Source organism: Microbacterium sp. 1.5R (genome assembly GCF_001889265.1).
Lineage (GTDB): Bacteria > Actinomycetota > Actinomycetes > Actinomycetales > Microbacteriaceae > Microbacterium.
In genome coordinates, this window is the sequence record NZ_CP018151.1 from 1906314 (window position 1) to 1929141 (window position 22828).

The window sequence follows — 22828 nt, forward strand, 5'->3', positions numbered from 1 at the left end:
CCCACGAGGCTAATGCAGAACATCGCTCCTGACGCGCGGATCCACTACCGCGAGAGACTGTCCCCCAGCCTGTGGCTGCTGGTGACGGTCGCTCTGGCGGGCCCCATGGTGGCGCTCATCTTCGTGCCCGTCGGCTCGACCATCGCCCTGGTCGTCGGCGCAGCGGTCTCGGCTCTCCTCGTGATCGCCTTCCTCGCACTCGCCCCGCCCGTCTCGGTCGACGGCGATGTGCTGCGGGCCGGTCGAGCGCACATCGACGTCCGACACCTCGGCACACCACGGGCGCTGAACGGCGAAGAGGCGCGCCAGGCTCGAGGACCGGGGCTTCCGGCGCGAGGCTGGCATCTGATCCGGGGCGGGGTAGACGGCATCGTCGTCGTTCCGAACATCGACCCCGACGATCCCGTCGACACCTGGACCATCTCGTCGCGCACGCCCGATCGGCTGGCCGCCGCGATCGTCGCCGCCCAGCGCTGACCACGCCGCCCGCCTGAGCACGCTGCGGGATCGATCACGCCGCTCAAGGCCGGAAAGACGACGCGCCCCTGACCAAGCGGTCGGGGGCGCGTGAGATCTCGCTCTATGGTGCGCTCAGGCGGCGCACTCCTTGCAGATGGGGCCGGATGCGCCCTCGTGGTCGAGCTGAGAACGGTGCTTCACGAGGAAGCAGTTCATGCAGGTGAACTCGTCCTGCTGCGCGGGCAGCACGACGACATCGAGCTCGAGGTCGGAGAGATCCGCTCCCGGGAGGTCGAAGCTGGACGGGTTGTCCGCGTCTTCGTCTCCCGATGAGCCGGAGAGCTTGTCCGGCACACGCTCCTTGAGGGCTTCGATCGACTCGGAGTCGTCTTCACTCTTGCGGGGAGCGTCGTAGTCGGTTGCCATGTGGTAAATCTCCACTTTCATGCGAGTGGGTGGTGCGCCGTCGGGGTAATCGGCGGCCATAGTTTGCATGACCGCGGAGGAATAAGCAAATGCCCGCGGCTGCGACAGACCAAACTCACGGCACGCCCAGACTATTCCCGGTTCTGAGCGGCCCCGCGTGACACCATGAACGCACACCCATCAGAGGGGCATTCGCATGGAAAACGTCACCATCGTCGGCACAGAAGCAGGACTGCTCGTACTCGCGACCGAGTCGGGCGAGCGGTTCGCGCTGCCCATCGACGACGTCCTGCACCGAGAGATCCGTCGGGCGAGGCGACAGAGCGAGCCGGCTGCTCAGCGTCTCGCGGCGAGCCCGCGCGACATCCAGGCTCAGATCCGCGCCGGTCTCACGGCGCCCGAGGTCGCGGCCCTCCTCGGCATCGGCGTCGACGACGTCATCCGCTTCGAAGGACCCGTTCTCGCCGAGCGCGAGCACGTCATCGGCCAGGCGCTCGCCGTACCCGTCCTGATCGGCAGCGATGTCGAGCCCGACGCTCAGCCGACTTTCGGCACCGCGATCCGAGCCAAGCTGTCAGAGGTCGAGGCCTCTGCCGAGCGCTGGGCGAGCTGGAAGGACGAGAGCGGCTGGATCATCAAGCTCGAGTTCACCGCCAACGAGGTCGAGCACGACGCTCGCTGGAGCTTCGACCCCCGCCGCAGCGCCCTCGCACCGCTCAACGCCGACGCGACCCAGCTGTCTCGCCAGGGCTCGCTGCCGGACGGACTCATCCCGCGACTGCGCGCCGTCGAGGCCGAACGGCAGGCATCGCCCTACAAGGACGACAGCCGTTTCGACTCCGGCGCATTCGGACCACGTCTGCTCCCGGCGCCCGAAGCCGAGGTCGACGACAGCATCGCCCCAGAGCGCTCGATGGCAGCGGCGCAGGACGCCGCGATCAAGCGCGCGCCGGAGTCCGCGACGACGAGCCCCGAGACCGCCGACCTGCTCGAGGCGTTGCGACGCCGGCGGGGTCAGCGCGAGACCGCGCCGATCCTCGACGAGCCGGACGAGGAGAACACGGACCAGAGTCCGATCGCGCTGTTCGACGCCTTCGAGAGCGTTCCTGCGGAGAGTGACGAGCCGGAGCCCGCACCGGAGCCCGCGAACGAGGGCAACGGTCGCCGTCGACGCCGCAACGCGATGCCGTCGTGGGACGAGATCGTCTTCGGGGCCCGCACCGACGAGTAGACCAACATGTGGCACGAGTGCGAGAACTCAGCGCGCGAAGGCTCCGAACCTGAGCAGCGGAACCTGACGCTCTTCCGGAGTCAGCCCCCCGTGCTGCCCGATCATTCCACGGCCGCGCTGGTCTGCAGCCGTGCCGTCGTAGACGGCACCGTTGCCCCGGGCCACGACGAGGACATCGCCGATCCGCGATGAGGCCGCCTCGGTCACCTCCGGGCCGAACAACCCCGCCGCGATCACCTGATCCCGGGTTCCGACATCAGCGACGCCGTCGAGGTCACGAACCCACCGCTCGGCGACCGCAGATGCGTCGGCATCCGGTTCGACATAGACGTGCAGCATCCGCGGTTCCCCACCGAGATGGCGAACTCCCTCGAGGTGCTCTGCCTCGAGAACGATCTGCCGGTGCGCCGGCACGTCGAGCATGCCGTGGTCCGACGTTACGAGCACACCGACACCCGGCGGCACACGTCGTGAGAGCGCGGCGTCGATCTCCTCGAGCGCGGCGATCCAGTGCGCGGAGTCGAGGCCGTATCTGTGCCCCGCCTTGTCGGCCTCGGGCAGGTAGCAGTAGACGAGCGAGCCCGGGTGGCGCTCCGCGAGGTCGTATGCGGCCTCCACTCGCTCGGCGGGTGTCTGGGCGGCGACGAAGTCGGCACCGCGCAGCGTCGCACGGGTGAACCCGCTCCCCGCGTACGCCGCGACGCCGACGGCGAAGGTCGGACGACCCTCTGACCTGGCGCGCTCGAAGACCGTCGGAGCCGCCTGCCACGTCGCCGGATCGAGACCTTCCGATTCCCAGCCCGTGAGCTGGTTGACCAGCACGTCCCTGTCGGGATCGAGGACCCGGTAGCCGACCAGTCCATGCTGGCCGGGCCATGTGCCCGTGAGGATGCTGGTGAGAGCCGCCGCGGTGGTCGACGGGAAGACCGAATGGGCGACATCCTTCTTCGCCATGCCGGCGGTGAGCGCTCTGGCGTGGCCGGCATGGGCGCGCAGACTGATGGCGCCGAGGCCGTCGATGAGCACGAGGACGACGGACTCAGCCCGCGGCAGGGTCGCGGACTCACCGCGCAGAGCGGCGAACACGTCGTCCGCCACCCCGACGACGCTCCGGGCTGCCGGCGACTCGGACGGTAGAATGAGGGACATCCGAGCCAGTCTGACACAGGCTCCCGTACGCCCTCAGCCTCGCACCATTCAGGATGCCCATGCCGAAGACCCCGCCTGCCGAGCTCGCCCCTGAGCGTATCCAGGACATCGATCTCGAGACAGAGATGCAGGGTTCCTTCCTCGAGTACGCCTACTCGGTGATCTACTCGCGGGCTCTGCCCGACGCTCGCGACGGCCTGAAGCCCGTGCAGCGACGCATCCTGTATCAGATGGCCGAGATGGGTCTCCGTCCCGACCGCGGTCACGTCAAGAGCGCCCGCGTCGTGGGCGAGGTCATGGGAAAGCTGCACCCGCACGGCGACTCGGCGATCTACGACGCCCTCGTGCGCCTCGCCCAGGAGTGGGCGCTGCGCGTGCCGCTGGTCGACGGACACGGCAACTTCGGCTCGCTCGACGATGGTCCCGCGGCTGCGCGCTACACCGAGGCGCGTCTCGCCTCCCCCGCGATGGCGCTCACCGAGAACCTCGACGAGGACGTCGTCGATTTCATCCCGAACTACGACGGCCAGTTCCAGCAGCCGTCCGTGCTGCCCGCAGCTTTCCCGAACCTGCTCGTCAACGGAGCGAGCGGTATCGCCGTCGGCATGGCGACCAACATGGCACCGCACAACCTGATCGAGGTCGTCGCCGCCGCCACCCACCTGCTCGAGAATCCCGACGCGACGACCGAAGAGCTCATGGAGTTCGTCCCCGGACCGGACTTCCCCTCGGGCGGCATCCTGATGGGTCTCGACGGAGTCAAGGACGCATACGCGACCGGACGCGGCGCATTGAAGGTGCGCGGCAAGGTGTCGGTCGAGCCACTCGGCCCGCGGCGCACCGGCATCGTCGTATCCGAGCTGCCGTACATGGTCGGGCCGGAGCGACTGATCGAGAAGATCCGTGATGCCGTCCAGTCGAAGAAGCTGCAGGGCATCAGCGACGTGACCGACCTCACCGACCGCAACCACGGCCTGCGCGTCGCGATCGGCATCAAGACCGGGTTCGACCCCAACGCCGTCCTCGAGCAGCTCTACCGGCTCACGCCTCTCGAGGATTCCTTCAGCATCAACAATGTGGCTCTGGTCGACGGCCAGCCGCGCACCCTCGGGCTCAAGGAGATGCTGCGCGTCTATGTCGCGCACCGGCTCGAGGTCATCACGCGCCGCAGCCGCTATCGCCTCGCTCGCCGCGAAGAGCGTCTGCATCTCGTCGAGGGGCTCCTCATCGCGATCCTCGACATCGACGAGGTCATCCAGGTCATCCGCTCCTCCGACGACTCCGAGCAGGCGCGCGCACGACTGCGGTCCGTCTTCGACCTCAGCGAACTGCAGGCGGAGTACATCCTCGAGCTGCGCCTGCGGCGTCTGACGAAGTTCTCGCGCATCGAGCTCGAGACCGAGCGCGACGCGCTGCTCGCCGAGATCGCCAGACTCCGCGATCTCCTGTCGAGTGAGGCCCTGCTGCGCGCAGTGGTCGCACAGGAGTTGGATGCCGCAGCCGAGGCCTACGGCACTCCTCGCCGTACGCTCCTGATGAACGCCGCGCCCCCGAAGCCGCGCGCGACGAAGGGGGCCGTCGACCTGCAGATCGCCGATGCTCCCACCGTGCTCGTGCTGTCGACGACCGGACGCGCCGTGCGCGTGGACCTCGCCGAGGGGCAGGAGCTCACGCTGCCGGCCCGACGGAGCAAGCACGACGCGATCCTGACCACCGTCGACACGACGGTGCGCGCGGAGATCGGTGCACTGACGACGGAAGGGCGCGTGCTGCGCTTCTCCCCCGTCGATCTGCCGTCGGTACCGTCGTCTTCCGTGCAGCTCGCAGCAGGCGCGCCGCTGCGCGACTACCTCGGGATCACCACCCGCGGAGAGCGGATCCTCGCGTTCGTGCGCTTCGACAGCGACGTCCCGATCGCCCTGGGCACGGCCCAGGGCACAGTCAAGCGGATCGTTCCCTCCACGCTCCCCGTGCGTCCCGACCTCGAGGTCATCGGCATGAAGCCCGGCGACACGGTCGTGGGTGCTGTCGAGGCTCAGGATGACGCAGACCTCGTGTTCGTGACCACGGATGCCCAGCTGCTGCGCTTCTCGGCCTCAGCGGTGCGCCCGCAGGGAGCACCGGCCGGCGGCATGGCGGGCATGAAGCTGGGGGCCGGCGCGTCCGTGCTGTTCTTCGGCGCTGTCACTCCGGATGCCGATGCCGTCGTCGCCACGGTCTCCGGTTCCGACAGCAGCCTGCCCGGTACCGAACCGGGACGTGCCAAGGTGACCTCGTTCGCGGAGTATCCCTCGAAGGGCCGAGCGACCGGCGGAGTCCGTGCCCACGCCTTCCTGAAGGGCGAGGACCGCCTCATGGTCGCCTGGGTCGGGCCGAGCCCGGCGCAGGCCGTCGATCCGACGGGTGCGGTGCGCAAGCTCCCCGAACCCGGCGCACGACGCGACGCATCGGGTCAGCCGGTGGACGGCGTGATCGGGAGCATCGGCCGCACTCTGGTCTGAGCGCTGTTCCACGCCGCTTGCCGAACGCCCACCGCGACGCGCTGCTCGACGTCTACCGCGCGGCTCTGGCGCTGAGGCGCTGACCGATCAGGCGTCGATCGATTCCCGGGAGAGGCGATCGGACGAATCGATGATGAACTCACGTCGAGGCGCGACCTCGTTGCCCATCAGCAGCTCGAACACGCGACCCGCCGCCTCGGCATCCTCCATGCGCACCCGGCGCAGCAGGCGGCCGCCGCGTTCCATGGTGGTCGTGGCGAGCTGCTCCGCGTCCATCTCGCCGAGTCCCTTGTAACGCTGAATCGGCTCGTGCCACCGCTTGCCCGACTTGCGGAGCTTGGCGAGAAGGGCGTGCATCTCCTGCTCGCTGTAGGTGTAGATGGTCTCGTTGGGCTTGGAGCCCGGATTCATCACGATCACGCGGTGCAGCGGCGGCACCGCGGCGAACACGCGGCCATGCTCGATGAGCGGCCGCATGTAGCGATAGAACAGCGTGAGCAGGAGCGTGCGGATGTGCGCGCCGTCGACATCGGCGTCGCTCATCAGGATGACCTTGCCGTACCGCGCGGCGTCGATGTCGAAGCTGCGGCCGGAGCCCGCACCGATCACCTGGATGATCGATGCGCACTCGGCGTTCGACAGCATGTCGCCGACCGACGCCTTCTGGACGTTGAGGATCTTTCCGCGAATGGGCAGCAGCGCCTGGAACTCGCTGTTCCGCGCGTTCTTCGCTGTGCCGAGCGCGGAGTCTCCCTCGACGATGAACAGCTCGCTGCGCTCCACCTCGTTCGTGCGGCAGTCGACCAGCTTGGTCGGAAGGGTCGAGGACTCGAGCGCGTTCTTTCGGCGCTGGGTCTCCTTGTGGGCACGAGCGGAGACTCGTGCCTTCATCTCCGCGACCACCTTGTCGAGCAGCTGCGTCGACTGGCTCTTGTCGTCGCGCTTCGTTGAGCTGAATCGGGCGCCGAGATCCTTCCGGAGCACCTGGGCCACGATCTGACGTACGGCCGGGGTGCCGAGGATCTCCTTCGTCTGGCCCTCGAACTGCGGCTCGGGGACGTTCACCGTGAGCACCGCGGTGAGCCCGGCGAGGACGTCGTCCTTCTCGAGCTTGTCGTTGCTGCCGACCTTCAATCGACGTGCGTTCTGCTCGACCTGCGAGCGCAGCACCTTGAGCAGCTCCTGCTCGAAGCCCTGCTGGTGGGTGCCGCCCTTGGGGGTCGCGATGATGTTGACGAACGACCGCGTGGTCGTGTCGTAGCCGGTGCCCCACCGCATCGCGATGTCGACGGCGCAGACGCGCTCCACATCTGTGGCGATCATGTGGCCGTCGGCCTGCAGCACCGGCACTGTCTCTTTGAACGTGCCTTCGCCCTGGATGCGCCAGGTGTCGGTGACGGGAGCGTCGTTCGCGAGGTACTCGACGAACTCCGAGATGCCGCCGTCGTACCGGTAGGACGTCTCGATCGGCTGGCCCTCGACCTCGGCGCCGTTGGCCGCGCGCTCGTCGCGGATCACGAGTTCCAGCCCTGGGACGAGGAACGCCGTCTGACGTGCGCGAGTCACCAGGTCGTTGAGCTGGAACGCGGCATCCTTCGTGAAGATCTGGTGATCCGCCCAATAGCGGATACGTGTTCCGCTCGTGCCGCGCGGCGCCTTGCCGACGACCCGCAGCTCGCTCTTGTCCTGGAACGGGGTGAACGGAGCGTCCGGCCGCTTCTCACCCTTGTCGGCGAAGAGTCCGGGCTCGCCGCGATGGAACGACATGGCATAGGTCTTGCCACCTCGGTCTACCTCGACGTCGAGCCGCTCCGAGAGGGCGTTCACCACAGAGGCGCCCACACCGTGCAGGCCACCGGATGCCGCGTACGAGCCTCCACCGAACTTGCCGCCGGCATGCAGCTTCGTGAAGACGACCTCGACGCCGGTGAGACCGGTGCGCGGTTCGACGTCGACGGGGATGCCGCGACCGCGGTCGTGGACCTCGACACTGCCGTCCTCATGCAGGATGATGTCGATCTTCGAGCCGTTGCCCGCGACGGCCTCGTCGACGGCGTTGTCGATGATCTCCCAGAGGCAGTGCATCAGGCCCGGGGATCCGTTCGAGCCGATGTACATACCTGGGCGCTTGCGGACGGCCTCGAGCCCTTCGAGCACCTGGAGATGATGGGCGGAATACTCGGCGGTCACAATCTCCGAGTCTATTCGCGATGCCTCTCCACCAGCCGCAGACACTCCCCGGGAGCCCTCAGTACGGCACCCGCGCGTACGCGCTGAGCGAAACACGCCGCAAACCGGGCATGCACACAGCCCCAGCGTGGTTGTATTGAACACGCCCAGCCAGCGAACCCGACACTCAAGGAGGCCCCGAGATGAACGCAACGACCGAACGTGAGACCTCCGCCGTCGAGTTCCGCCTGACCGCCATGGATCGCTGTGATTCATGTGGCGCTCAGGCCTACATCGCCGCCGAGGTCAACGGATCCGAGCTCCTGTTCTGCGCCCACCACGGTCGCAAGTACGAAGAGAAGCTCCGCAGCATCGCAACGAGCTGGCACGACGAGACCGCACGACTGATTGACTGATCGATCGCGGTTCGATCCGCCTCGGAGCCCGTCATCAGACGGGCTCCGCCTTCGTTAAGGGGTGGTGACCCGGCGCACGCGGCTCGTGAGCCGGGTGAGGATCTCCTCGCCGACGGAGTCGACGCGCTCGGCGAGGGTCGTCGCACTCGCTTCTCCGTGCTCGCCCGCGCCGAACAGCCAGACCGAGTCGCCGATCTGCATCCCCGGCCACCCCTGGACCAGCGACGTCGTCTCGTCGATCCGCAGCAGCTCGCGAGATCCGCCCGGGGTGCCCACGTCTGCTCCCGCGAGAGTGGACGGGATGCCGTCGAACGACCCGACGCCGACCTGAGCGTTCCCGTCCACGATCTTCCGGACCGTCGCCGTGAGCTCGGCCACCGGCGTGACACCCGGCAGGTCGGGTCCCTCCGCCGAGCGGACGCCGTAGCAGAACGCCCCGATCCGAGACAGCGAGCCGCGGAGCTCCGGCCGCCACCAGGACGCAGCGGATGCCGTCAGGTGCAGCGCCTCGGGCGTCGGTCCGGACTGCTCCACGACACGGACGGCATCGAGGAACAGGGCCTGAGCATCGTCGTCCTCGTCGTCGCTCGCCTCGGCGAGATGGCTCCAGATCCCGGCGAGCTCGAGGTGTCCCGCCGCTTCACCCGCGCGCACATCGGCGACGGTGCGCTCCCACTCGGCCGGGAGCAGACCGTTGCGACGCAGCCCCGTGTCGATCTTGAGGTGGATCCGTGCCCGCGCGCCGGCATGCGCAGCCCTGGCGGTGATGCGCGCCAGGTACTCCGCCGATCCGACGCCGAGGTCGATGTCGGCGCGCAGCGCGTCGTCGATCTCCTCGTCCGTCGAGGTGACCCACGCGAAGATCCGACCGGTGTCGCCGAGCACGCGTCGTGCTTCGACCCCGCTTCGGACGTCGTATGACCCGTACCACTCGACGCCCGTGTCCTTCGCCGCCTCGACGGCCCACCGGAGTCCGTGACCGTACGCGTCGTCCTTGAGGACGACCATGAGCTCCGACGGGGCGATGCGATCGCGGACCGCGCGGATGTTCGCTCGGAACAGGTCGGTGTCGATCCGCAGCTCCGGCCGACTCATGCCTCCCACCCCCGCTCCGCGTGTGCCCCCGCGACGGTGACGAGCTCGGCGATCGTGAGTCCGGTGACGGCGCTCCATCGGGCGAGCCCGGGAGCGGCCGGCCCGCGACCTCCGAAGTAGGTGGCCTCGGCGCCCACGGTGACGGCGGCGGATCCCTGCAGATCTATCACGCACACATCCATCGCGACACGCCCGATGATCGGGCGCTGCACACCGTCGATCTCCACGTGGGCGGCATTGCCCAGCGCGCGCACGATCCCCTGGGCGTAGCCGCCGGTGATGAGTGCGGCCGTCGTGTCATGGGCCACTCGATGGGTGTAGCCGTAGGAGACCGCGTCTCCGGCCCTGAGCGGCTTCGTGGAGAGCACTCTGCCGACGAGCCGCATGACCGGCCTCGCGCTCAGTGCTCCCTCCGCATCGGGGAGCCCGTAGAGCAGGAAGGGGTCGATATCCGGTGCGCCGGTCGTCACGGCGTCGATGCCTTCGAGAGCCAGGGCCTCGACTTCCTCGGCATGGTCGACCAGCACGGCCTCCGCACCGGCGGCGACCACCGCGTGTGCGACGGAGAGCACCCCATGCCCCCAGGCATCGCGGCGGAGGTCGGCGACGCGTCCCCCTGCATCGACGGCGGCAGCGGATGCGACCGCGAGCGCCGACCGCGAGATCATCGCGCGCGGGCGGGAGCTGGATGTCTTCTCACACACGTTTCCAGCCTAGCTCCGCCTTCTCAGGATGCTCCACGCACCCACCGTAGACTGGAGGGGACCCCGAACTTGGAGATCCATGTCACGCTTTTCCCTCGCGCCCCGCGTCCGCTATCTGCTGGCGCGTGCTCGCCGCATCGACGTCGCCTCGGTCATCGAGAGGGCCAAAGAGGCGTCTTCTCAGCACGGCAAGGCCGTTCCCCTCGTGGTCGTCGACATGCTGTGGTCAGCGGGCCGCCACAACGTCGGGTTCCAGGACTACATCGACTACGACTTCGCGATCCTCACCAAGGCGGAGCGCGACACGTTCATGACCCACCCCGTGTCGAACGAGATCTCGCAGAAGTACGACCACCCCGACTATCGGCACCTGTTCCATGACAAGGCAGAGTTCAACGCCGTCTTCGATGCCTTCCTCAAGAGGGAGTGGATGCTCATCACGCAGGGCAACGCAGACGACCTGCGTTCATTCACCGAGCGCCAGGGCACGATCGTCGTGAAGGAGACGCACGGCCAGGCGGGCACGGGTGTCCACCGCTACCACGCCGCCGACGTGACCGACTGGGATGCGTTCCACGCCGAGCTGCTCTCGAAGAAGCAGGTCCTCGTCGAAGAGGTCATCCGCCAGCACGCCGACCTCGCGGCCGTGTGCCCCGGCACCGTGAACACCACCCGCATCACCGCATTCTTCGATGGCGAGAAGACGCACATCCTCGCGATGGCCCAGAAGTTCGGACGCGGAGCGGTGAGCGACCAGATGAGCTTCGGCGGCTTCTACACGATGCTCGACGAGAACGGTCACTCTGTGGGATCCGGATACGACTCTCACGGCCACGTGCACGTCACGCACCCGGACTCCGGCTTCCCGATCGCCGACTTCCAGCTGCCCATGATGGACGAGGTCCGCGAGTTCGTCGATCAGGTCGCGCGCGTCGTACCGCAGATCCAGTACGTCGGCTGGGATGTCGTGGTCACGCCTGACGGTCCGGTGCTCGTCGAGGGCAACTGGGGCGCCGGCGTGTACGAGAACAAGCCGAGCGTCACCGGGATCCGCACAGGGCACAAGCCGCGCTACCAGGCCGCGATCGGGTTCTGACCGCGGCAGGCATGAAGAAGGGCCCGGATGCTGAGCATCCGGGCCCTTCTTGCTGAGGCGTCGATCACGCGGAGGTCAGACCTCGCGGACGATCCCCATCGGGGTCGACTGCGTCGCCTGTCCGAGAGGATTGTCGCCCAGGATCTGGACGAGCCGACGCTCCCCCGCCTTGTCGAGCGTCGAGCCGAGGATGTTGCCGCCGATGTCGTTGATGTCGACGACGGCGACCTCGAGGTCTCCGCCGAGCATCTTCTTCAGACGGAGGGCCACCTCGCGCGGGTTCTTCGGTCCGAGGACGACCGCCTGGTTGTACGGCGGGATCGTGTTCTTCGTCGGGCCGTCGATGGCGCGTGCCTTGTCACCCGCGATGCGGTAGAAGTCACCGCGACGCCCGAAGGCCTTGGTGATCACCGAGACGCCGGCTGCGAAGAGGATCCGCAGGGTGCCGCATTCGCGCAGCGCCATCTCCATCGTCTCGGGCATGCCGAGACCGATGCCGTAGGAGGTGCGGACGACGTATCGCGACAGGAAGCGCGCAAGCGGACGGGGCGTGATCTCGTCGAGCCGGTACGACCGGCCCTGCGTGATCGCCACGATCTTCTCGGTCACGAACAGCAGGTCACCCGGCTGAACAGCTTCCTTCGCGTACTCCAGGACGACGGAGTCGAGGTCGTCGTTCGGCATGACGACTCGCGTCCGCAGCGGGATGCGCGCATAGTTCTTGCCGTCGACGCTCGCTTCGAGCGCCTTGCCTTCGTTCGCCTGCATCACTCGAGGTAGTCCCGCAGCGACTGCGAGCGGCTCGGGTGGCGGAGCTTCGCCATCGTCTTCGACTCGATCTGACGGATGCGCTCACGCGTCACGCCGAACGTGTCACCGATCTGGTCGAGGGTCTTGGGCTGTCCGTCGCCGAGTCCGAAGCGCATCCGGATGACACCGGCCTCACGCTCGGAGAGCGAGTCGAGCAGCTGCTCCAGCTGACGCTGCAGCATCGTGAAGCCCACGGCATCCGCGGGGACCACTGCCTCGGTGTCCTCGATGAGGTCACCGAACTCGCTGTCGCCGTCCTCACCGAGAGGCGTGTGCAGGGAGATCGGCTCGCGGCCGTACTTCTGCACCTCGACGACCTTCTCGGGCGTCATGTCCAGCTCGCGGCTGAGCTCTTCGGGCGTGGGCTCACGGCCCAGGTCCTGCAGCATCTGGCGCTGCACTCGGGCGAGCTTGTTGATGACCTCGACCATGTGCACGGGGATGCGGATGGTGCGGGCCTGGTCTGCCATCGCGCGGGTGATCGCCTGACGGATCCACCAGGTGGCGTACGTCGAGAACTTGAAGCCCTTGGTGTAGTCGAACTTCTCGACGGCGCGGATCAGACCGAGGTTGCCCTCCTGGATCAGGTCCAGGAACTGCATGCCGCGGCCGGTGTAGCGCTTGGCGAGCGAGACGACGAGACGGAGGTTCGCACCGAGCAGGTGGCTCTTCGCGCGCTGACCGTCGCGGGCGACCCACTGCAGGTCGAGCCCGAGCTGGCTGGCCTTCTCGGCGGCCGTCATCGTGGAGAGCTTCTCCTCGGCGAACAGGCCGGCCTCGATGCGCATCGCGAGCTCGACCTCTTCGGCCGCGTTCAGCAGGGCGACCTTTCCGATCTGCTTCAGGTAGTCCTTGACAGGGTCGGCGGTCGCACCGGTGATCTGGGTGGAGTAGACGGGCACGTCTTCGTCGTCGTTCGACGAGATGACGATCGCTCCCGTGGGCAGAGGCTCGGTGAACTTCGGCTTGGAGTCCTCGTCGTCCTCATCGGGCTCTGCGGCGGGAGGAGTCTCGTCGTCTTCGACGATGTCATCGGCCTTCTTCTTCTTCGCGGGCGCGCGCTTGGCAGCGGCACGCTGCGCGGCGGTCTTGGGCGCCGGCTTCTCAGCGGCCTCCTCGACCGGAGCATCGACCTCGGGAGCGTCGGCGGTCTTCTTCGTCCGGGTCTTCTTCGTCGTGGCAGGAGTCACGTTTCGCCTTTCACGGGGCCGCTCGCAGGCCCCGGAGCATTTCGGACACTAGTAAGACCCTTGTCAAGTCCGATCTCCGGAAAGATCGATTGACAACGGGTCAGAGTCCTAGTATCGCACACGTGTGGGCATGCAGGTGCAATCCGCCCAAGTTCGCTCGCTCGATGTCAGCCGCGACCCGGCTTGTCCTCGTCGCCGCTGGGGCGCGAGGCGAGGTAGCGCTCGAGTTCTGCGGCGAGCTCATCCGCGCTCGGCAGGTCGCGCTCGTTGAATCCGCCCTCGTCGTACGACCCGTCCTCAGGATCACGACCGGCCATATACGCGTCGTAGCGGCGCTCGAGCCCCTGCACCATCTGCTGCAGCTCATCGTTGCCCAGCACCTGGTCGTCGACGCGCGTGAGGTAGTCCTGGCGGCGCTCCTGCACCTCATCGAGCAGGATGACCAGGCCCGTGGCGGCCATCAGCTTCTCGGCTGCCGCGATCACGGCGTCGGGGTTCTCGGTCTCGGCGAGGTAGTGCGGTACGAGCAGCACGAACCCGACGACGCGCTCGCCGTGCTCCGCGAAGCGGAATTCGAGGAGATGCCCCGCAGTGGCCGGCACCTGGGTGCGCGGGCGCCATACCGAGTGAGCCACGGTGAGCTCACGGCGGTTGCCGCTCACCGTCGTGCCGATGGGGCGGGTGTGCGGGACCGGCATCGCGATCGAGTGCACCCAGTTGAGCCCGGAGACCTCGAATTCGTCGGCGAGCTCGAGCACGGTGCGCGCGAACTCGTTCCAGGCGAAGTCCGGCTCGTAACCGGCGAGGAGGAGGAACTTCTGGCCGAGGGCGTCGGTCGCGAGCGAGAGCTCCAGCCGGGCAGGACGGAACTCGGTCAGGTGATCCTGGTCGAAGGAGATCACCGGGCGGCGGGCGCGGTAGTCCAGCAGCACGTCGTTGTCGAAGACGGCGATCGGCTCGGGCGACGTCGTCTCGCGAAGGTGCTCGATGAGCCCGGAGACGGCGCTGCCTGCGTCGGTGAAACCCGTCAGGAGCAGGACAAGGGGCAGTCCGCGCGGCACGACCGGTGCGTTCGCTACACGTTCATGGATCTCTCCGGAGAAGGGCATGAGTCAATGCTACGAGCAGCTTCGGACGGCCGGGCGGTGACCTTCAAGCTGAGAGCGAACACCCGCCCGGCGCCCGGGCGCGCGACCCTCCTAGGATGGAGGTATGACGCTTCCCGCGCTCTCGCGCACCTCAGATCAGTTCCCAGGAAGCGCTGCAGACGCCGCAGTGCTCGTCATCCCCGAGATCTCGGACTCCGCAGAGTCGCTGACCGGCTACCCCGGACTCGCCGATTCCCTGCAGGCCGTCGGGCACACCGGCTCGGCCTCGTCGTTCACGCGGGCCTACGCCCCCGAGGTCACGACCCTGCCGTTCGCCGTCGTCGGCGTAGGCCCTGAGCCCGATGCCTCCGCCGTGCGCAACGCCGTAGGCACAGCCCTCCGGTCTCTGACCGGCTTCGAGACGGTCTCGGTGGCCCTGGCTCCCGGTCTCGAGCAGTTCGCGGCCGCCGCCGCAGAGGGCGCCGTGCTCGGCGGCTACCGGTTCGACGGCTACCGCAAGGAGTCGGGCAAGACCCGCGCGTCTTCCGTCCTGCTGCATGCCGACCTCGACGAGTCCGCACTCTCCAGGTCCATCGCCGTCGGCGAGGCGATGGCCCTCATCAAGGATCTCGTGTTCGTCCCGGCCGAGTGGCAGAGCCCGGCCCAGCTCGCACAGAGCGCAGCCGACAGCGTCGACGGGCTGGCGGATGTCTCGGTGGAGATCCTCGACGAGAAGTCGCTCGCCGAACAGGGCTTCGGCGGTATCCTCGGCGTCGCGCAGGGCTCCGACAGGCCGCCGCGCCTCGTCCGTCTCGACTACGCACCCGCGAACGCCACACGTCACATCGCACTCGTCGGCAAGGGGATCACGTTCGACACCGGTGGGCTGTCACTCAAGCCGGCGGCCTCGATGGTCGGCATGAAGTTCGACATGGCCGGTGCCGCGACGAGCGTCGCAGCACTGCGGGCGATCGCCGCTCTCGCCCTGCCCGTGCACGTCACCGCTTGGCTCTGCATCACCGACAACATGCCGTCAGGTCGCGCATTGCGTCCGGGAGACGTCATCCGCATCCTCGACGGCACGACCGTCGAGGTTCCGAACACGGATGCAGAGGGGCGCCTGGTCATGGCCGACGGCCTCGTCGCGGCCAGCCGCGAGAACCCCGACGTCATCATCGACGTCGCGACTCTCACCGGAGCGATCGTGATGGCTCTCGGGCACCGCCACACCGGCGTGTTCGGTGACGACGACGCCGTCGCGGAGTTCCTCGCCGCCGCCGACGCCGCCGATGAGCTCGCGTGGCACATGCCGCTCCCGGCCTACATGGAGGACTCGCTGGACTCCCCCATCGCCGACATGCAGAACGCCAACATGAGCGATCGGATGGGTGGCGCGTCGTACGCCGGCCTCTTCCTGCGCCGCTTCGTCGGCCGGGTCTCCGACGAGAAGGACGCCCCGCGCATCCCGTGGGTGCACCTCGACATCGCCGGCTCCGGCGAGCACAACGGCGCACCGTACGGCTTCACCGACAAGGGCCCCACCGGAGCGATGGTCCGGTCGATCATCGCGTTCGCCGAAGCATCCCACAAGGAGGCATGACCATGACCACGCACACCTTCGACATCGTCGTCCTGGGCGGAGGCAGCGGCGGGTACGCCGCTGCTCTGCGTGCGAGCGAGCTCGGCAAGTCCGTCGCGCTCATCGAGAAGGACAAGGTCGGCGGCACCTGCCTGCACCGCGGCTGCATCCCGACGAAGGCGCTGCTGCACGCGGCCGAGGTCGCCGAGCATGTGCGAGACGCCGCCCACGTCGGCATCTCCGCGACCCTCGACGGAATCGACCCCGCCGGGGTGCGCGCATACCGCGAGGGGATCGTCGCGAAGAAGTACAAGGGCCTCGAGGGCCTGGTGAAGGCCCGCGGCATCACGACCGTCGCCGGCTTCGGTCGCCTGAACGCCGACCGGTCGGTGAGCGTGGGCGACGACGTCTACGTCGGCGCCGATGTCATCCTCGCCACCGGCTCGTACAGCCGGACCCTCCCGGGGCTCGAGATCGGCGGGCGGATCCTCACCAGCGAACAGGCGCTGTCGCTCGACGTGATCCCCGAGCGCGTGCTCGTGCTCGGCGGCGGCGTGATCGGCGTGGAGTTCGCCAGCGTCTGGCGTTCGTTCGGCACCGAGGTCACCATCATCGAAGCGCTGCCGCACCTGGTGCCCAACGAGGACATCGCGATGAGCAAGGGCCTCGAACGGGCGTTCCGCCGCCGCGGCATCCAGTACTCCCTCGGAATCCGCTACCAGAGCGCCACGCAGGACGACAGCTCGGTGACCGTCACACTGGAGGACGGCAAGGAGTTCACCGCCGACTACCTTCTCGTGGCGGTCGGACGAGGTCCGGTCACGGCCGACCTCGGCTTCGAAGAGGCCGGCGTGGCTCTCGATCGTGGTTTCGTCACGGTCGATCAGGACCTGCGCACCGGTGTGCCCGGGCTCTGGGCCGTCGGAGACATCACGCCCGGTCTGCAGCTCGCTCACCGCGGTTTCCAGCAGGGCATCGCCGTCGCGGAACGCATCGCCGGTCTCTCCCCCGCGCACGTCCCCGACATCCAGATCCCGAAGGTCACGTACTCGAGCCCCGAGGTCGCCTCGGTCGGCGTCACGGAGGAGGCTGCCGTCACCGAGCACGGCGCCGACGCTGTCGTGGCGTACGAGTACAACCTCGCCGGCAACGGCAAGAGCGAGATCATCGGCACAGCCGGCCTCGTGAAGGTGGTCCGGCTCAAGGACGGGCCCGTCATCGGTGTCCATCTGCTCGGCGACCGAGTGGGCGAGCTCATCACCGAGGGCCAGCTGGCCGTCGCGTGGGAGGCCCACCCCGAGGACATCGCCCCCCTGATCCATGCGCATCCCACACAGAGCGAGGCGCTCGGTGAAGCCTTCCTCGCGCTCGCCGGAAAGCCGCTGCACGCCCTCTGAACACCAACCGGTGAACAGTTCACTAAGCTAGACACGCGTCATTTAACTTCCTGAAGGAGACTCAGTCATGAGCACATCCGTCGTCCTCCCCCCTCTCGGCGAGAGCGTCACAGAGGGTACCGTCACCCGCTGGCTCAAGCAGGTGGGAGACACCGTTCAGGCGGATGAGGGCCTGCTCGAGATCTCGACCGACAAGGTCGACACCGAGATCCCCTCGCCCGTCACCGGTGTGATCGAGGAAATCCTCGTCGCCGAGGACGAGACCGTCGAGGTCGGCGCGCTGCTCGCGCGTATCGGCGACGGCAGCGCCGCTGCTCCTGCCGAGGATGCTCCTGCAGCCGCAGCGCCGGCCGCGGAGGAGGCGCCTCAGGCTGCCGCGCCGCAGGCCGAGGCCCCCTCGGAGCCCGCTCCTGCTGCCGAAGCCGCGCCCGCTGCCGCGGCTGCTCCGGCCGCTGCCCCCGCAGGCGACGCCACGGACATCGTCCTCCCCGAACTCGGCGAGAGTGTGACCGAAGGCACCGTCACCCGCTGGCTCAAGCAGATCGGCGACACCGTCGAGGTCGACGAGGCACTGCTGGAGATCTCGACCGACAAGGTCGACACCGAGATCCCCTCGCCGGTCGCCGGCGTGCTGCAGGAGATCGTCGCCGCCGAAGACGAGACCGTCGAGGTCGGCGCTGTGCTTGCTCGTGTCGGTTCTGGAGCAGCTCCCGCCGCCGCACCGGCTGCGGAGGCTCCGGCCGCCGAGGCTCCTGCCGCTCCCACCGAGACTCCCGCATCTGCGGCAGAGGCACCTGCTGCTCCCGCGGCAGAAGCCCCCGTGCAGCAGGCTCCGGCAAGCGAGGGTGCGTCCGCACCTGTCGCCCCCGCCCCGGCGGCAGCGCCGTCCGAGCCCGCGCCCGCGGCGGCATCGGCTCCGGCTCCAGCTCCGGCCGAGCAGAAGCTGTCCCTCCCGACCGAGAGCGACAACCTGTACGTGACCCCGCTCGTGCGCCGTCTGGCTTCGCAGCAGGGCGTCGACCTGGCCAGTGTCACCGGCACCGGCGTCGGCGGACGCATCCGTAAGGAAGATGTGCTCAAGGCCGCAGAGAGCGCGTCGGCGGCACCCGCCGCTGCGGCCGCCCCTGCTGCGCCCGCTCCGCTCGAGGTCTCGCCGTTGCGTGGCACCACGCAGCCGATGTCGCGCCTGCGCAAGGTTCTGGCCAAGCGCGCCGTCGAGTCGATGCAGCAGACCGCACAGCTCACGACGGTCGTCGAGGTCGATGTGACCGCTCTGGCGGAGTACCGCGACAGCGTCAAGGCGTCTTTCCTCGAGAAGACGGGCGACAAGCTGTCGTTCCTGCCGTTCTTCGCCCTCGCTGCCGCAGAGGCTCTGCGTGCCTTCCCGATCGTGAACGCCACGGTCGACGGCGAGCAGATCATCTACCCCGAGTCCGAGAACGTCTCGATCGCCGTGGACACCGAGCGCGGTCTACTCACGCCGGTGCTGCGCGACGCCGCGTCGAAGAACATCGCCGAGATCGCGCATGAGATCGCCGACCTCGCGGCACGCACGCGCGACAACAAGCTGAAGCCCGACGAGCTCGCCGGCGGCACGTTCACGCTGACCAACACGGGTTCGCGTGGCGCGCTGTTCGACACTCCGGTCGTCTTCCTGCCGCAGTCGGCGATCCTCGGCACCGGAACGGTCGTCAAGCGCCCCGGTCTCGTCAAGGTCGGCGGCGCAGACGCGATCGCCGTCCGCTCGTACGTGTATCTCGCTCTCTCGTACGACCACCGCATCATCGACGGAGCAGACGCCGCTCGCTTCCTCGGTGCTGTGAAGGCCCGCCTCGAGTCGGCGCAGTTCGCCGCTCAGCTCGGAGCCTGACCACCGCATCATCCTGGCTGGTCCGCGACGTCGTACACGTCGCGGACCAGCCATTTCTCTGCCACCCGGACGAGTACGACCATGCGCTCCCCGGCGGCGGACTCCGCACCGTCCTCTTCCCCTCCCGACGCAGGAGCTCGGATCACGGCGACATCCCCGTACTCGTCCACGGGTTCGAGCTGTAGCACTCCCTCACCTCCCGCCAATGCGTCCGCGACCCCGATGGACCCCTGAGCGACCGCTTCGGCGCAGACCGCGTCGTCGTTCGCCGCGCAGGTCCTGATCGCGTCGATGAGGTGGTGCGCCGCCTCGACCGGATCCTCCGGATCGGCTCGCTCGGGCGGTGATCCCTTCGGGGACTCGTCCGGCTTCGGTTCGGGTGCCGTCGGCGTCGCCGCCGGTGACGGATCGGCAGACGCAGAGTCGATCTGCTCCGCGTCCCGACCGCTCGTCGGCACCGCCGTGGTACCCCCGTCGCCCGGTTCCCCTGTCGCTCCCCCAGGCCAGAGGAGTCCGCCGGCGAGCACCGCTACGGCCGCAGCCGCAGCGACGATCGCCCTCCGCCCACGTCGCACGGGGGTTCGGACGCCCCCTGTGGGGGCCTCCATCCTCCTGTCGACGCGGGCGGCGCGTGCTCGATCCGCGTCTCTCCGATGCCGGCGCGCGACCACGAGGAGCATCGCACCCCGCCAGAGGTCGAGGCGACGCAGCAAGGGCGCGACGACGCGAGACGTCACAGCGCGCACGCGGTTGTCCGCCATAGGTCGAGTGGCACGGGTTCTCATCCGACTTCGCTCGTCGGGTCGCACGACCGCTGCGCGGATCGCTGCGTCCGCACTTCTCGCCAGCTCAGGCGCATGCACATCGCGTCTCAGCGGTTTCGGCGCCGCGGTGTCGAACAGGTCCGCCTCCCACCCCTCGAGCTGTCGCATCGGCATCCCCGGCCGTCCTGTGGCAGCGCTCAGCCCTTCCTCGATCGTGACGAGCAGGCGACCGAGTGCGCGGTCGACGCAGTCCTCGCGAATCCGCGCGACGAGACCCGCCGCTGCCGTCCGTGCCGTCTCGCCTGCGCCGATCACGAAAGTCGGTCGCCCGTCATCCGTGAGCCACCAGCCACCCGTGTGTTCGTGCTCGTCGGTCCGTCCGAGCTCACCGAGACCTCGCAGGATGCTGGCGACCAGGGTCGTCATCTCCCCGGAGCCGAGCGCGACGCCGGCTGCCGCGCGACGACCGACGAACGTCGAGACCCTCTCGGTGCACCATGGGAGCAGCGCGTCGTGCCCGTCGGCGCGCCGCACGATGTCGAGCGGCCCCGCGACGTGGTCGTCACCGGCGTGGTCCCACCCAGCCCACCCGCTGATCGAGGCGGAGTCCACCAGAACGGCCATCGCCGCGCCTCGGGTGACCAGCGTTCCCGCGTACGGCCCCTCGTCCGCGTCGATCCTCCTGATCGTCCGATGCGCACCGGGCACCAGTACCGCACCGCTCGCCTTCGTTTCCGTCTCCGCCATTCCCCCATGTCATCGCATCGCACGGCGCTCCCGCACAGACATCGCTTGATGTGCACGCATGCGCAGGAATCGGCCGCGTGTGCAGGAGAAGACGAGGCGCCCGAATCCGCCCGACGCGAACGACGCCATCAGCGCACCCCGGAGTCGGTATTCTTATGCACATGGCAAACCGCACGTCCGCGCCCGAGAAGCGTCCGGGATTCTTCTCCCAGATCAAGTCCCTCTTCAAGTTCACGAGGGAGATCTACCCCTGGCTGCCCTGGGCCCAGATCGCGCTGCTGGTCATCGGTGTCCTCATCGGCCTCATCGTGGGCTACCTGATCCCGCCGTTCCAGGTCTGGACTCTCATCCTCTGGGGCATCTCCGGTCTGATGCTCGGTCTGCTCGGCGCGATGTTCCTGATGACGCGCCTGTCGACTTCTGCGATGTACCAGAAGATCGACGGTATGCCCGGCGCCACGGGCCACGTGCTGAGCACGAGCCTCGGACGCAACTGGCAGGGATCCGAGACGCCGGTCGGCATCAACCCGAAGACGCAGGATGCCGTCTACCGCACCGTGGGTCGCGGCGGCGTCGTGGTCGTCGGAGAGGGCTCCCGCGGCCGCCTCACCCGACTGGTCAACGATGAGCGCAGCAAGGCAGCCCGTGTGGCCCACGGCGTGCCGGTCACGGTGCTCTACGTCGGCCACGGCGACGACGACGTCGCGATCGCCGATCTCGCAAAGACCATCAAGAAGCTTCCGAAGGTCATCGACAAGGCCACCATGGGTGCCGTCATCCGACGCATCGAATCCGTGTCGCAATCGATCTCGTCGCTGCCGATCCCGAAGGGCATCGACCCCACCAAGGTCAGGGCGCAGCGTCCGCGTTGAGCTGACCCCCGCACACGCAGAAGCGCGGCCGCACCTCATCGCGAGGACGGCCGCGCTTCGTCGTTCACTCCGACAGCGGCTGACGCGGAAGGCGACGGACCTTTGCGCGGCGACGGCGACGTTCCGGAACCATCGACCGCATCTCGTCGAGCTTGCCGAAGCAGAAGAGCCGATCCTCGGCCTCGAGGACGACGTGCTTGCGCGGGTTCGGGATGACGGAGACGCCGCGGTGCAGCGTGAGCACGGTGATGTCGCGCTCCCACAGTCCGGCTTCGCCGAGTGTCTTGCCGACGAGGTCGACAGCTCCGTGCACCATGAGCTCGGCGACCCCGTATCCCGTGGAGACGGTCAGGCGCTGACGCACATCGATCTCGGGGAATGCGACCTGGCCGGCGATGTAGTCGATGATGGCGCCTGCGACGTCGAGCTTCGTGGCCGTCTCGATGCCCTGCAGGCCAGGCGACGAGTTGACCTCCATGACGAGCGGGCCGTCGTCGCCTTCGAGCATGTCGACTCCGGCGACGCGGAGCCCCATGATCTGGGCTGAGCGCACGGCTGCGCGCTCGTAGATCGGATCGAGCTCGACGGCTTCCACCGAGCCTCCACGGTGGACGTTCGAGCGGAACTCGTCACCCGCCGCCGATCGCCGCATCGCGGCGACCACGCGGTCGCCCACGACGAGAGCGCGGATGTCGCGCCCGCGGCTCTCGGAGATGAACTTCTGGATCAGCACGTTCTGCTTGGTCGAGTGCAGCGTCTCGATGATGGCCTCGGCCACCTTCACCTGCGGCGCGAGGATCACACCGATCCCCTGCGTGCCCTCGAGGAGCTTGATGACGACAGGAGCACCCCCGACGCGTTCGATCGCCGGACGGACGTCCGCACGGTTGCGGACGAAGGCCGTGGGAGGCATCGCGATGTTGTGGCGCGAGAGGATCTGATTCGCGCGGAGCTTGTCCCGCGCGCTCGAGATCCCGTTCGCCGTGTTCGGCGTGTAGACGTCCATCTGCTCGAACTGGCGCACGACGGCGGTGCCGAAGTAGGTGATCGAGTTGCCGATGCGAGGCAGGATCGCGTCGTAGTCGCTGAGCTGACGGCCCCGGTAGTGCAGGTCCGGCTCGTCTGCGGTGAGGTCGATCGCGAATCGCAGCGTGTTGAGCACCTTGACGTTGTGACCTCGCTGGAGCGCAGCGGCGCGCAGCCTTTGGGTGGAGTACGCCTGCGGCGCGCGGGAGAGCACTGCGATCTTCACGGGGGATTTCCTG

The 22828-nt window shown here is 68.3% G+C and carries 19 protein-coding genes; 9 read left to right on the forward strand and 10 right to left on the reverse strand.

Annotation, left to right across the window (positions count from 1 at the left end):
- The first annotated feature begins 12 nt into the window (after positions 1-12).
- On the forward strand, positions 13-477 hold the full coding sequence (locus BMW26_RS09010; protein WP_056278808.1) for a DUF3093 domain-containing protein: 465 nt from the start codon (positions 13-15) through the stop codon (positions 475-477).
- A gap of 114 nt (positions 478-591) precedes the next feature.
- Here the strand turns inward: BMW26_RS09010 and BMW26_RS09015 are convergent, their stop codons facing one another.
- Positions 592-885: a DUF4193 domain-containing protein gene (locus BMW26_RS09015; RefSeq protein WP_042540214.1), complete on the reverse strand. Its 294-nt coding sequence runs from the start codon at positions 883-885 to the stop codon at positions 592-594.
- Between the two features lie 196 nt (positions 886-1081).
- Here BMW26_RS09015 and sepH point away from each other — a divergent pair, with 196 nt between their 5' ends.
- On the forward strand, positions 1082-2116 hold the full coding sequence (gene sepH, locus BMW26_RS09020) for a septation protein SepH (RefSeq protein ID WP_072591317.1): 1035 nt from the start codon (positions 1082-1084) through the stop codon (positions 2114-2116).
- 27 nt (positions 2117-2143) lie between these two features.
- Here sepH and BMW26_RS09025 read toward each other — a convergent pair whose 3' ends face one another.
- Positions 2144-3265, reverse strand: a complete 1122-nt coding sequence (locus BMW26_RS09025) for an alkaline phosphatase family protein (RefSeq protein ID WP_072591318.1) — start codon at positions 3263-3265, stop codon at positions 2144-2146.
- Between the two features lie 59 nt (positions 3266-3324).
- Between BMW26_RS09025 and BMW26_RS09030 the strand changes: the two genes are divergently transcribed.
- The gene (locus BMW26_RS09030; protein WP_082297818.1) at positions 3325-5766 is read left to right on the forward strand and encodes a DNA gyrase/topoisomerase IV subunit A; all 2442 of its coding nucleotides are present in this window, start codon (positions 3325-3327) and stop codon (positions 5764-5766) included.
- 87 nt (positions 5767-5853) lie between these two features.
- Here the strand turns inward: BMW26_RS09030 and BMW26_RS09035 are convergent, their stop codons facing one another.
- Positions 5854-7956: a DNA topoisomerase IV subunit B gene (locus BMW26_RS09035; RefSeq protein WP_083569337.1), complete on the reverse strand. Its 2103-nt coding sequence runs from the start codon at positions 7954-7956 to the stop codon at positions 5854-5856.
- Between the two features lie 182 nt (positions 7957-8138).
- Here BMW26_RS09035 and BMW26_RS09040 point away from each other — a divergent pair, with 182 nt between their 5' ends.
- Positions 8139-8351: a DUF7455 domain-containing protein gene (locus tag BMW26_RS09040; RefSeq protein WP_042540282.1), complete on the forward strand. Its 213-nt coding sequence runs from the start codon at positions 8139-8141 to the stop codon at positions 8349-8351.
- 54 nt (positions 8352-8405) lie between these two features.
- Here the strand turns inward: BMW26_RS09040 and BMW26_RS09045 are convergent, their stop codons facing one another.
- Together BMW26_RS09045 and BMW26_RS09050 are read right to left on the reverse strand one after the other, a co-directional pair.
- Entirely contained in the window at positions 8406-9446 is a 1041-nt protein-coding gene (locus BMW26_RS09045; RefSeq protein ID WP_072592293.1) for an alanine racemase, read from the reverse strand.
- On the reverse strand, positions 9443-10150 hold the full coding sequence (locus BMW26_RS09050) for an alanine racemase (RefSeq protein ID WP_230101208.1): 708 nt from the start codon (positions 10148-10150) through the stop codon (positions 9443-9445). Before BMW26_RS09050 ends, BMW26_RS09045 begins: the two co-directional genes overlap by 4 nt.
- 79 nt (positions 10151-10229) lie before the next feature.
- Here BMW26_RS09050 and BMW26_RS09055 point away from each other — a divergent pair, with 79 nt between their 5' ends.
- Positions 10230-11246, forward strand: a complete 1017-nt coding sequence (locus BMW26_RS09055; RefSeq protein ID WP_072591319.1) for a sugar-transfer associated ATP-grasp domain-containing protein — start codon at positions 10230-10232, stop codon at positions 11244-11246.
- A 75-nt stretch (positions 11247-11321) separates the two neighbouring features.
- Here the strand turns inward: BMW26_RS09055 and BMW26_RS09060 are convergent, their stop codons facing one another.
- The 3 genes from BMW26_RS09060 to BMW26_RS09070 form a co-directional block, all read right to left on the reverse strand.
- Positions 11322-12014 (reverse strand): coenzyme F420-0:L-glutamate ligase, encoded by a 693-nt coding sequence (locus tag BMW26_RS09060; protein ID WP_053096259.1) that lies wholly within the window; start codon positions 12012-12014, stop codon positions 11322-11324.
- A complete protein-coding gene (locus BMW26_RS09065) occupies positions 12014-13246 on the reverse strand; it encodes an RNA polymerase sigma factor (protein ID WP_053096261.1) in 1233 nt (410 codons plus the stop codon). Before BMW26_RS09065 ends, BMW26_RS09060 begins: the two co-directional genes overlap by 1 nt.
- 167 nt (positions 13247-13413) lie before the next feature.
- Complete coding sequence (locus BMW26_RS09070; RefSeq protein ID WP_053096264.1) at positions 13414-14355, reverse strand: proteasome assembly chaperone family protein; 942 nt, start codon at positions 14353-14355, stop codon at positions 13414-13416.
- A gap of 103 nt (positions 14356-14458) precedes the next feature.
- Here BMW26_RS09070 and BMW26_RS09075 point away from each other — a divergent pair, with 103 nt between their 5' ends.
- The 3 genes from BMW26_RS09075 (at position 14459) to sucB (ending at position 19180) form a co-directional block, all read left to right on the forward strand.
- A complete protein-coding gene (locus BMW26_RS09075) occupies positions 14459-15934 on the forward strand; it encodes a leucyl aminopeptidase (protein WP_072591320.1) in 1476 nt (491 codons plus the stop codon).
- 2 nt (positions 15935-15936) lie between these two features.
- Positions 15937-17310, forward strand: a complete 1374-nt coding sequence (lpdA, locus tag BMW26_RS09080; protein WP_072591321.1) for a dihydrolipoyl dehydrogenase — start codon at positions 15937-15939, stop codon at positions 17308-17310.
- 67 nt (positions 17311-17377) lie between these two features.
- Positions 17378-19180: a 2-oxoglutarate dehydrogenase, E2 component, dihydrolipoamide succinyltransferase gene (gene sucB / locus BMW26_RS09085; protein ID WP_072591322.1), complete on the forward strand. Its 1803-nt coding sequence runs from the start codon at positions 17378-17380 to the stop codon at positions 19178-19180.
- 8 nt (positions 19181-19188) lie between these two features.
- Here the strand turns inward: sucB and BMW26_RS17910 are convergent, their stop codons facing one another.
- Positions 19189-20691 carry a hypothetical protein gene (locus BMW26_RS17910; protein WP_072591323.1) on the reverse strand — a complete coding sequence of 501 codons (1503 nt, stop codon included), beginning with the start codon at positions 20689-20691 and terminating at the stop codon, positions 19189-19191.
- 161 nt (positions 20692-20852) lie between these two features.
- On the opposite strand from BMW26_RS17910, the gene BMW26_RS09095 reads away from it, so the two are divergent.
- Entirely contained in the window at positions 20853-21563 is a 711-nt protein-coding gene (locus tag BMW26_RS09095) for a DUF4191 family protein (RefSeq protein ID WP_053099128.1), read from the forward strand.
- Positions 21564-21627: 64 nt separating this feature from the next.
- On the opposite strand, the gene BMW26_RS09100 is transcribed toward BMW26_RS09095, so the two are convergent.
- Positions 21628-22815 (reverse strand): RimK family alpha-L-glutamate ligase, encoded by a 1188-nt coding sequence (locus tag BMW26_RS09100; RefSeq protein ID WP_053096274.1) that lies wholly within the window; start codon positions 22813-22815, stop codon positions 21628-21630.
- Between the last annotated feature and the right edge of the window lie 13 nt (positions 22816-22828).

Bases quoted from the DNA above. Each gene is read 5' to 3' on its own strand.
- BMW26_RS09010 (WP_056278808.1), top strand. From the start codon at position 13: ATGCAGAACATCGCTCCTGACGCGCGGATCCACTACCGCGAGAGACTG.
- BMW26_RS09015 (WP_042540214.1), bottom strand. From the start codon at position 885: ATGGCAACCGACTACGACGCTCCCCGCAAGAGTGAAGACGACTCCGAG.
- sepH (WP_072591317.1), top strand. From the start codon at position 1,082: ATGGAAAACGTCACCATCGTCGGCACAGAAGCAGGACTGCTCGTACTC.
- BMW26_RS09025 (WP_072591318.1), bottom strand. From the start codon at position 3,265: ATGTCCCTCATTCTACCGTCCGAGTCGCCGGCAGCCCGGAGCGTCGTC.
- BMW26_RS09030 (WP_082297818.1), top strand. From the start codon at position 3,325: ATGCCGAAGACCCCGCCTGCCGAGCTCGCCCCTGAGCGTATCCAGGAC.
- BMW26_RS09040 (WP_042540282.1), top strand. From the start codon at position 8,139: ATGAACGCAACGACCGAACGTGAGACCTCCGCCGTCGAGTTCCGCCTG.
- BMW26_RS09045 (WP_072592293.1), bottom strand. From the start codon at position 9,446: ATGAGTCGGCCGGAGCTGCGGATCGACACCGACCTGTTCCGAGCGAAC.
- BMW26_RS09055 (WP_072591319.1), top strand. From the start codon at position 10,230: ATGTCACGCTTTTCCCTCGCGCCCCGCGTCCGCTATCTGCTGGCGCGT.
- BMW26_RS09060 (WP_053096259.1), bottom strand. From the start codon at position 12,014: ATGCAGGCGAACGAAGGCAAGGCGCTCGAAGCGAGCGTCGACGGCAAG.
- BMW26_RS09070 (WP_053096264.1), bottom strand. From the start codon at position 14,355: ATGCCCTTCTCCGGAGAGATCCATGAACGTGTAGCGAACGCACCGGTC.
- BMW26_RS09075 (WP_072591320.1), top strand. From the start codon at position 14,459: ATGACGCTTCCCGCGCTCTCGCGCACCTCAGATCAGTTCCCAGGAAGC.
- lpdA (WP_072591321.1), top strand. From the start codon at position 15,937: ATGACCACGCACACCTTCGACATCGTCGTCCTGGGCGGAGGCAGCGGC.
- sucB (WP_072591322.1), top strand. From the start codon at position 17,378: ATGAGCACATCCGTCGTCCTCCCCCCTCTCGGCGAGAGCGTCACAGAG.
- BMW26_RS17910 (WP_072591323.1), bottom strand. From the start codon at position 20,691: ATGGCGGAGACGGAAACGAAGGCGAGCGGTGCGGTACTGGTGCCCGGT.
- BMW26_RS09095 (WP_053099128.1), top strand. From the start codon at position 20,853: ATGGCAAACCGCACGTCCGCGCCCGAGAAGCGTCCGGGATTCTTCTCC.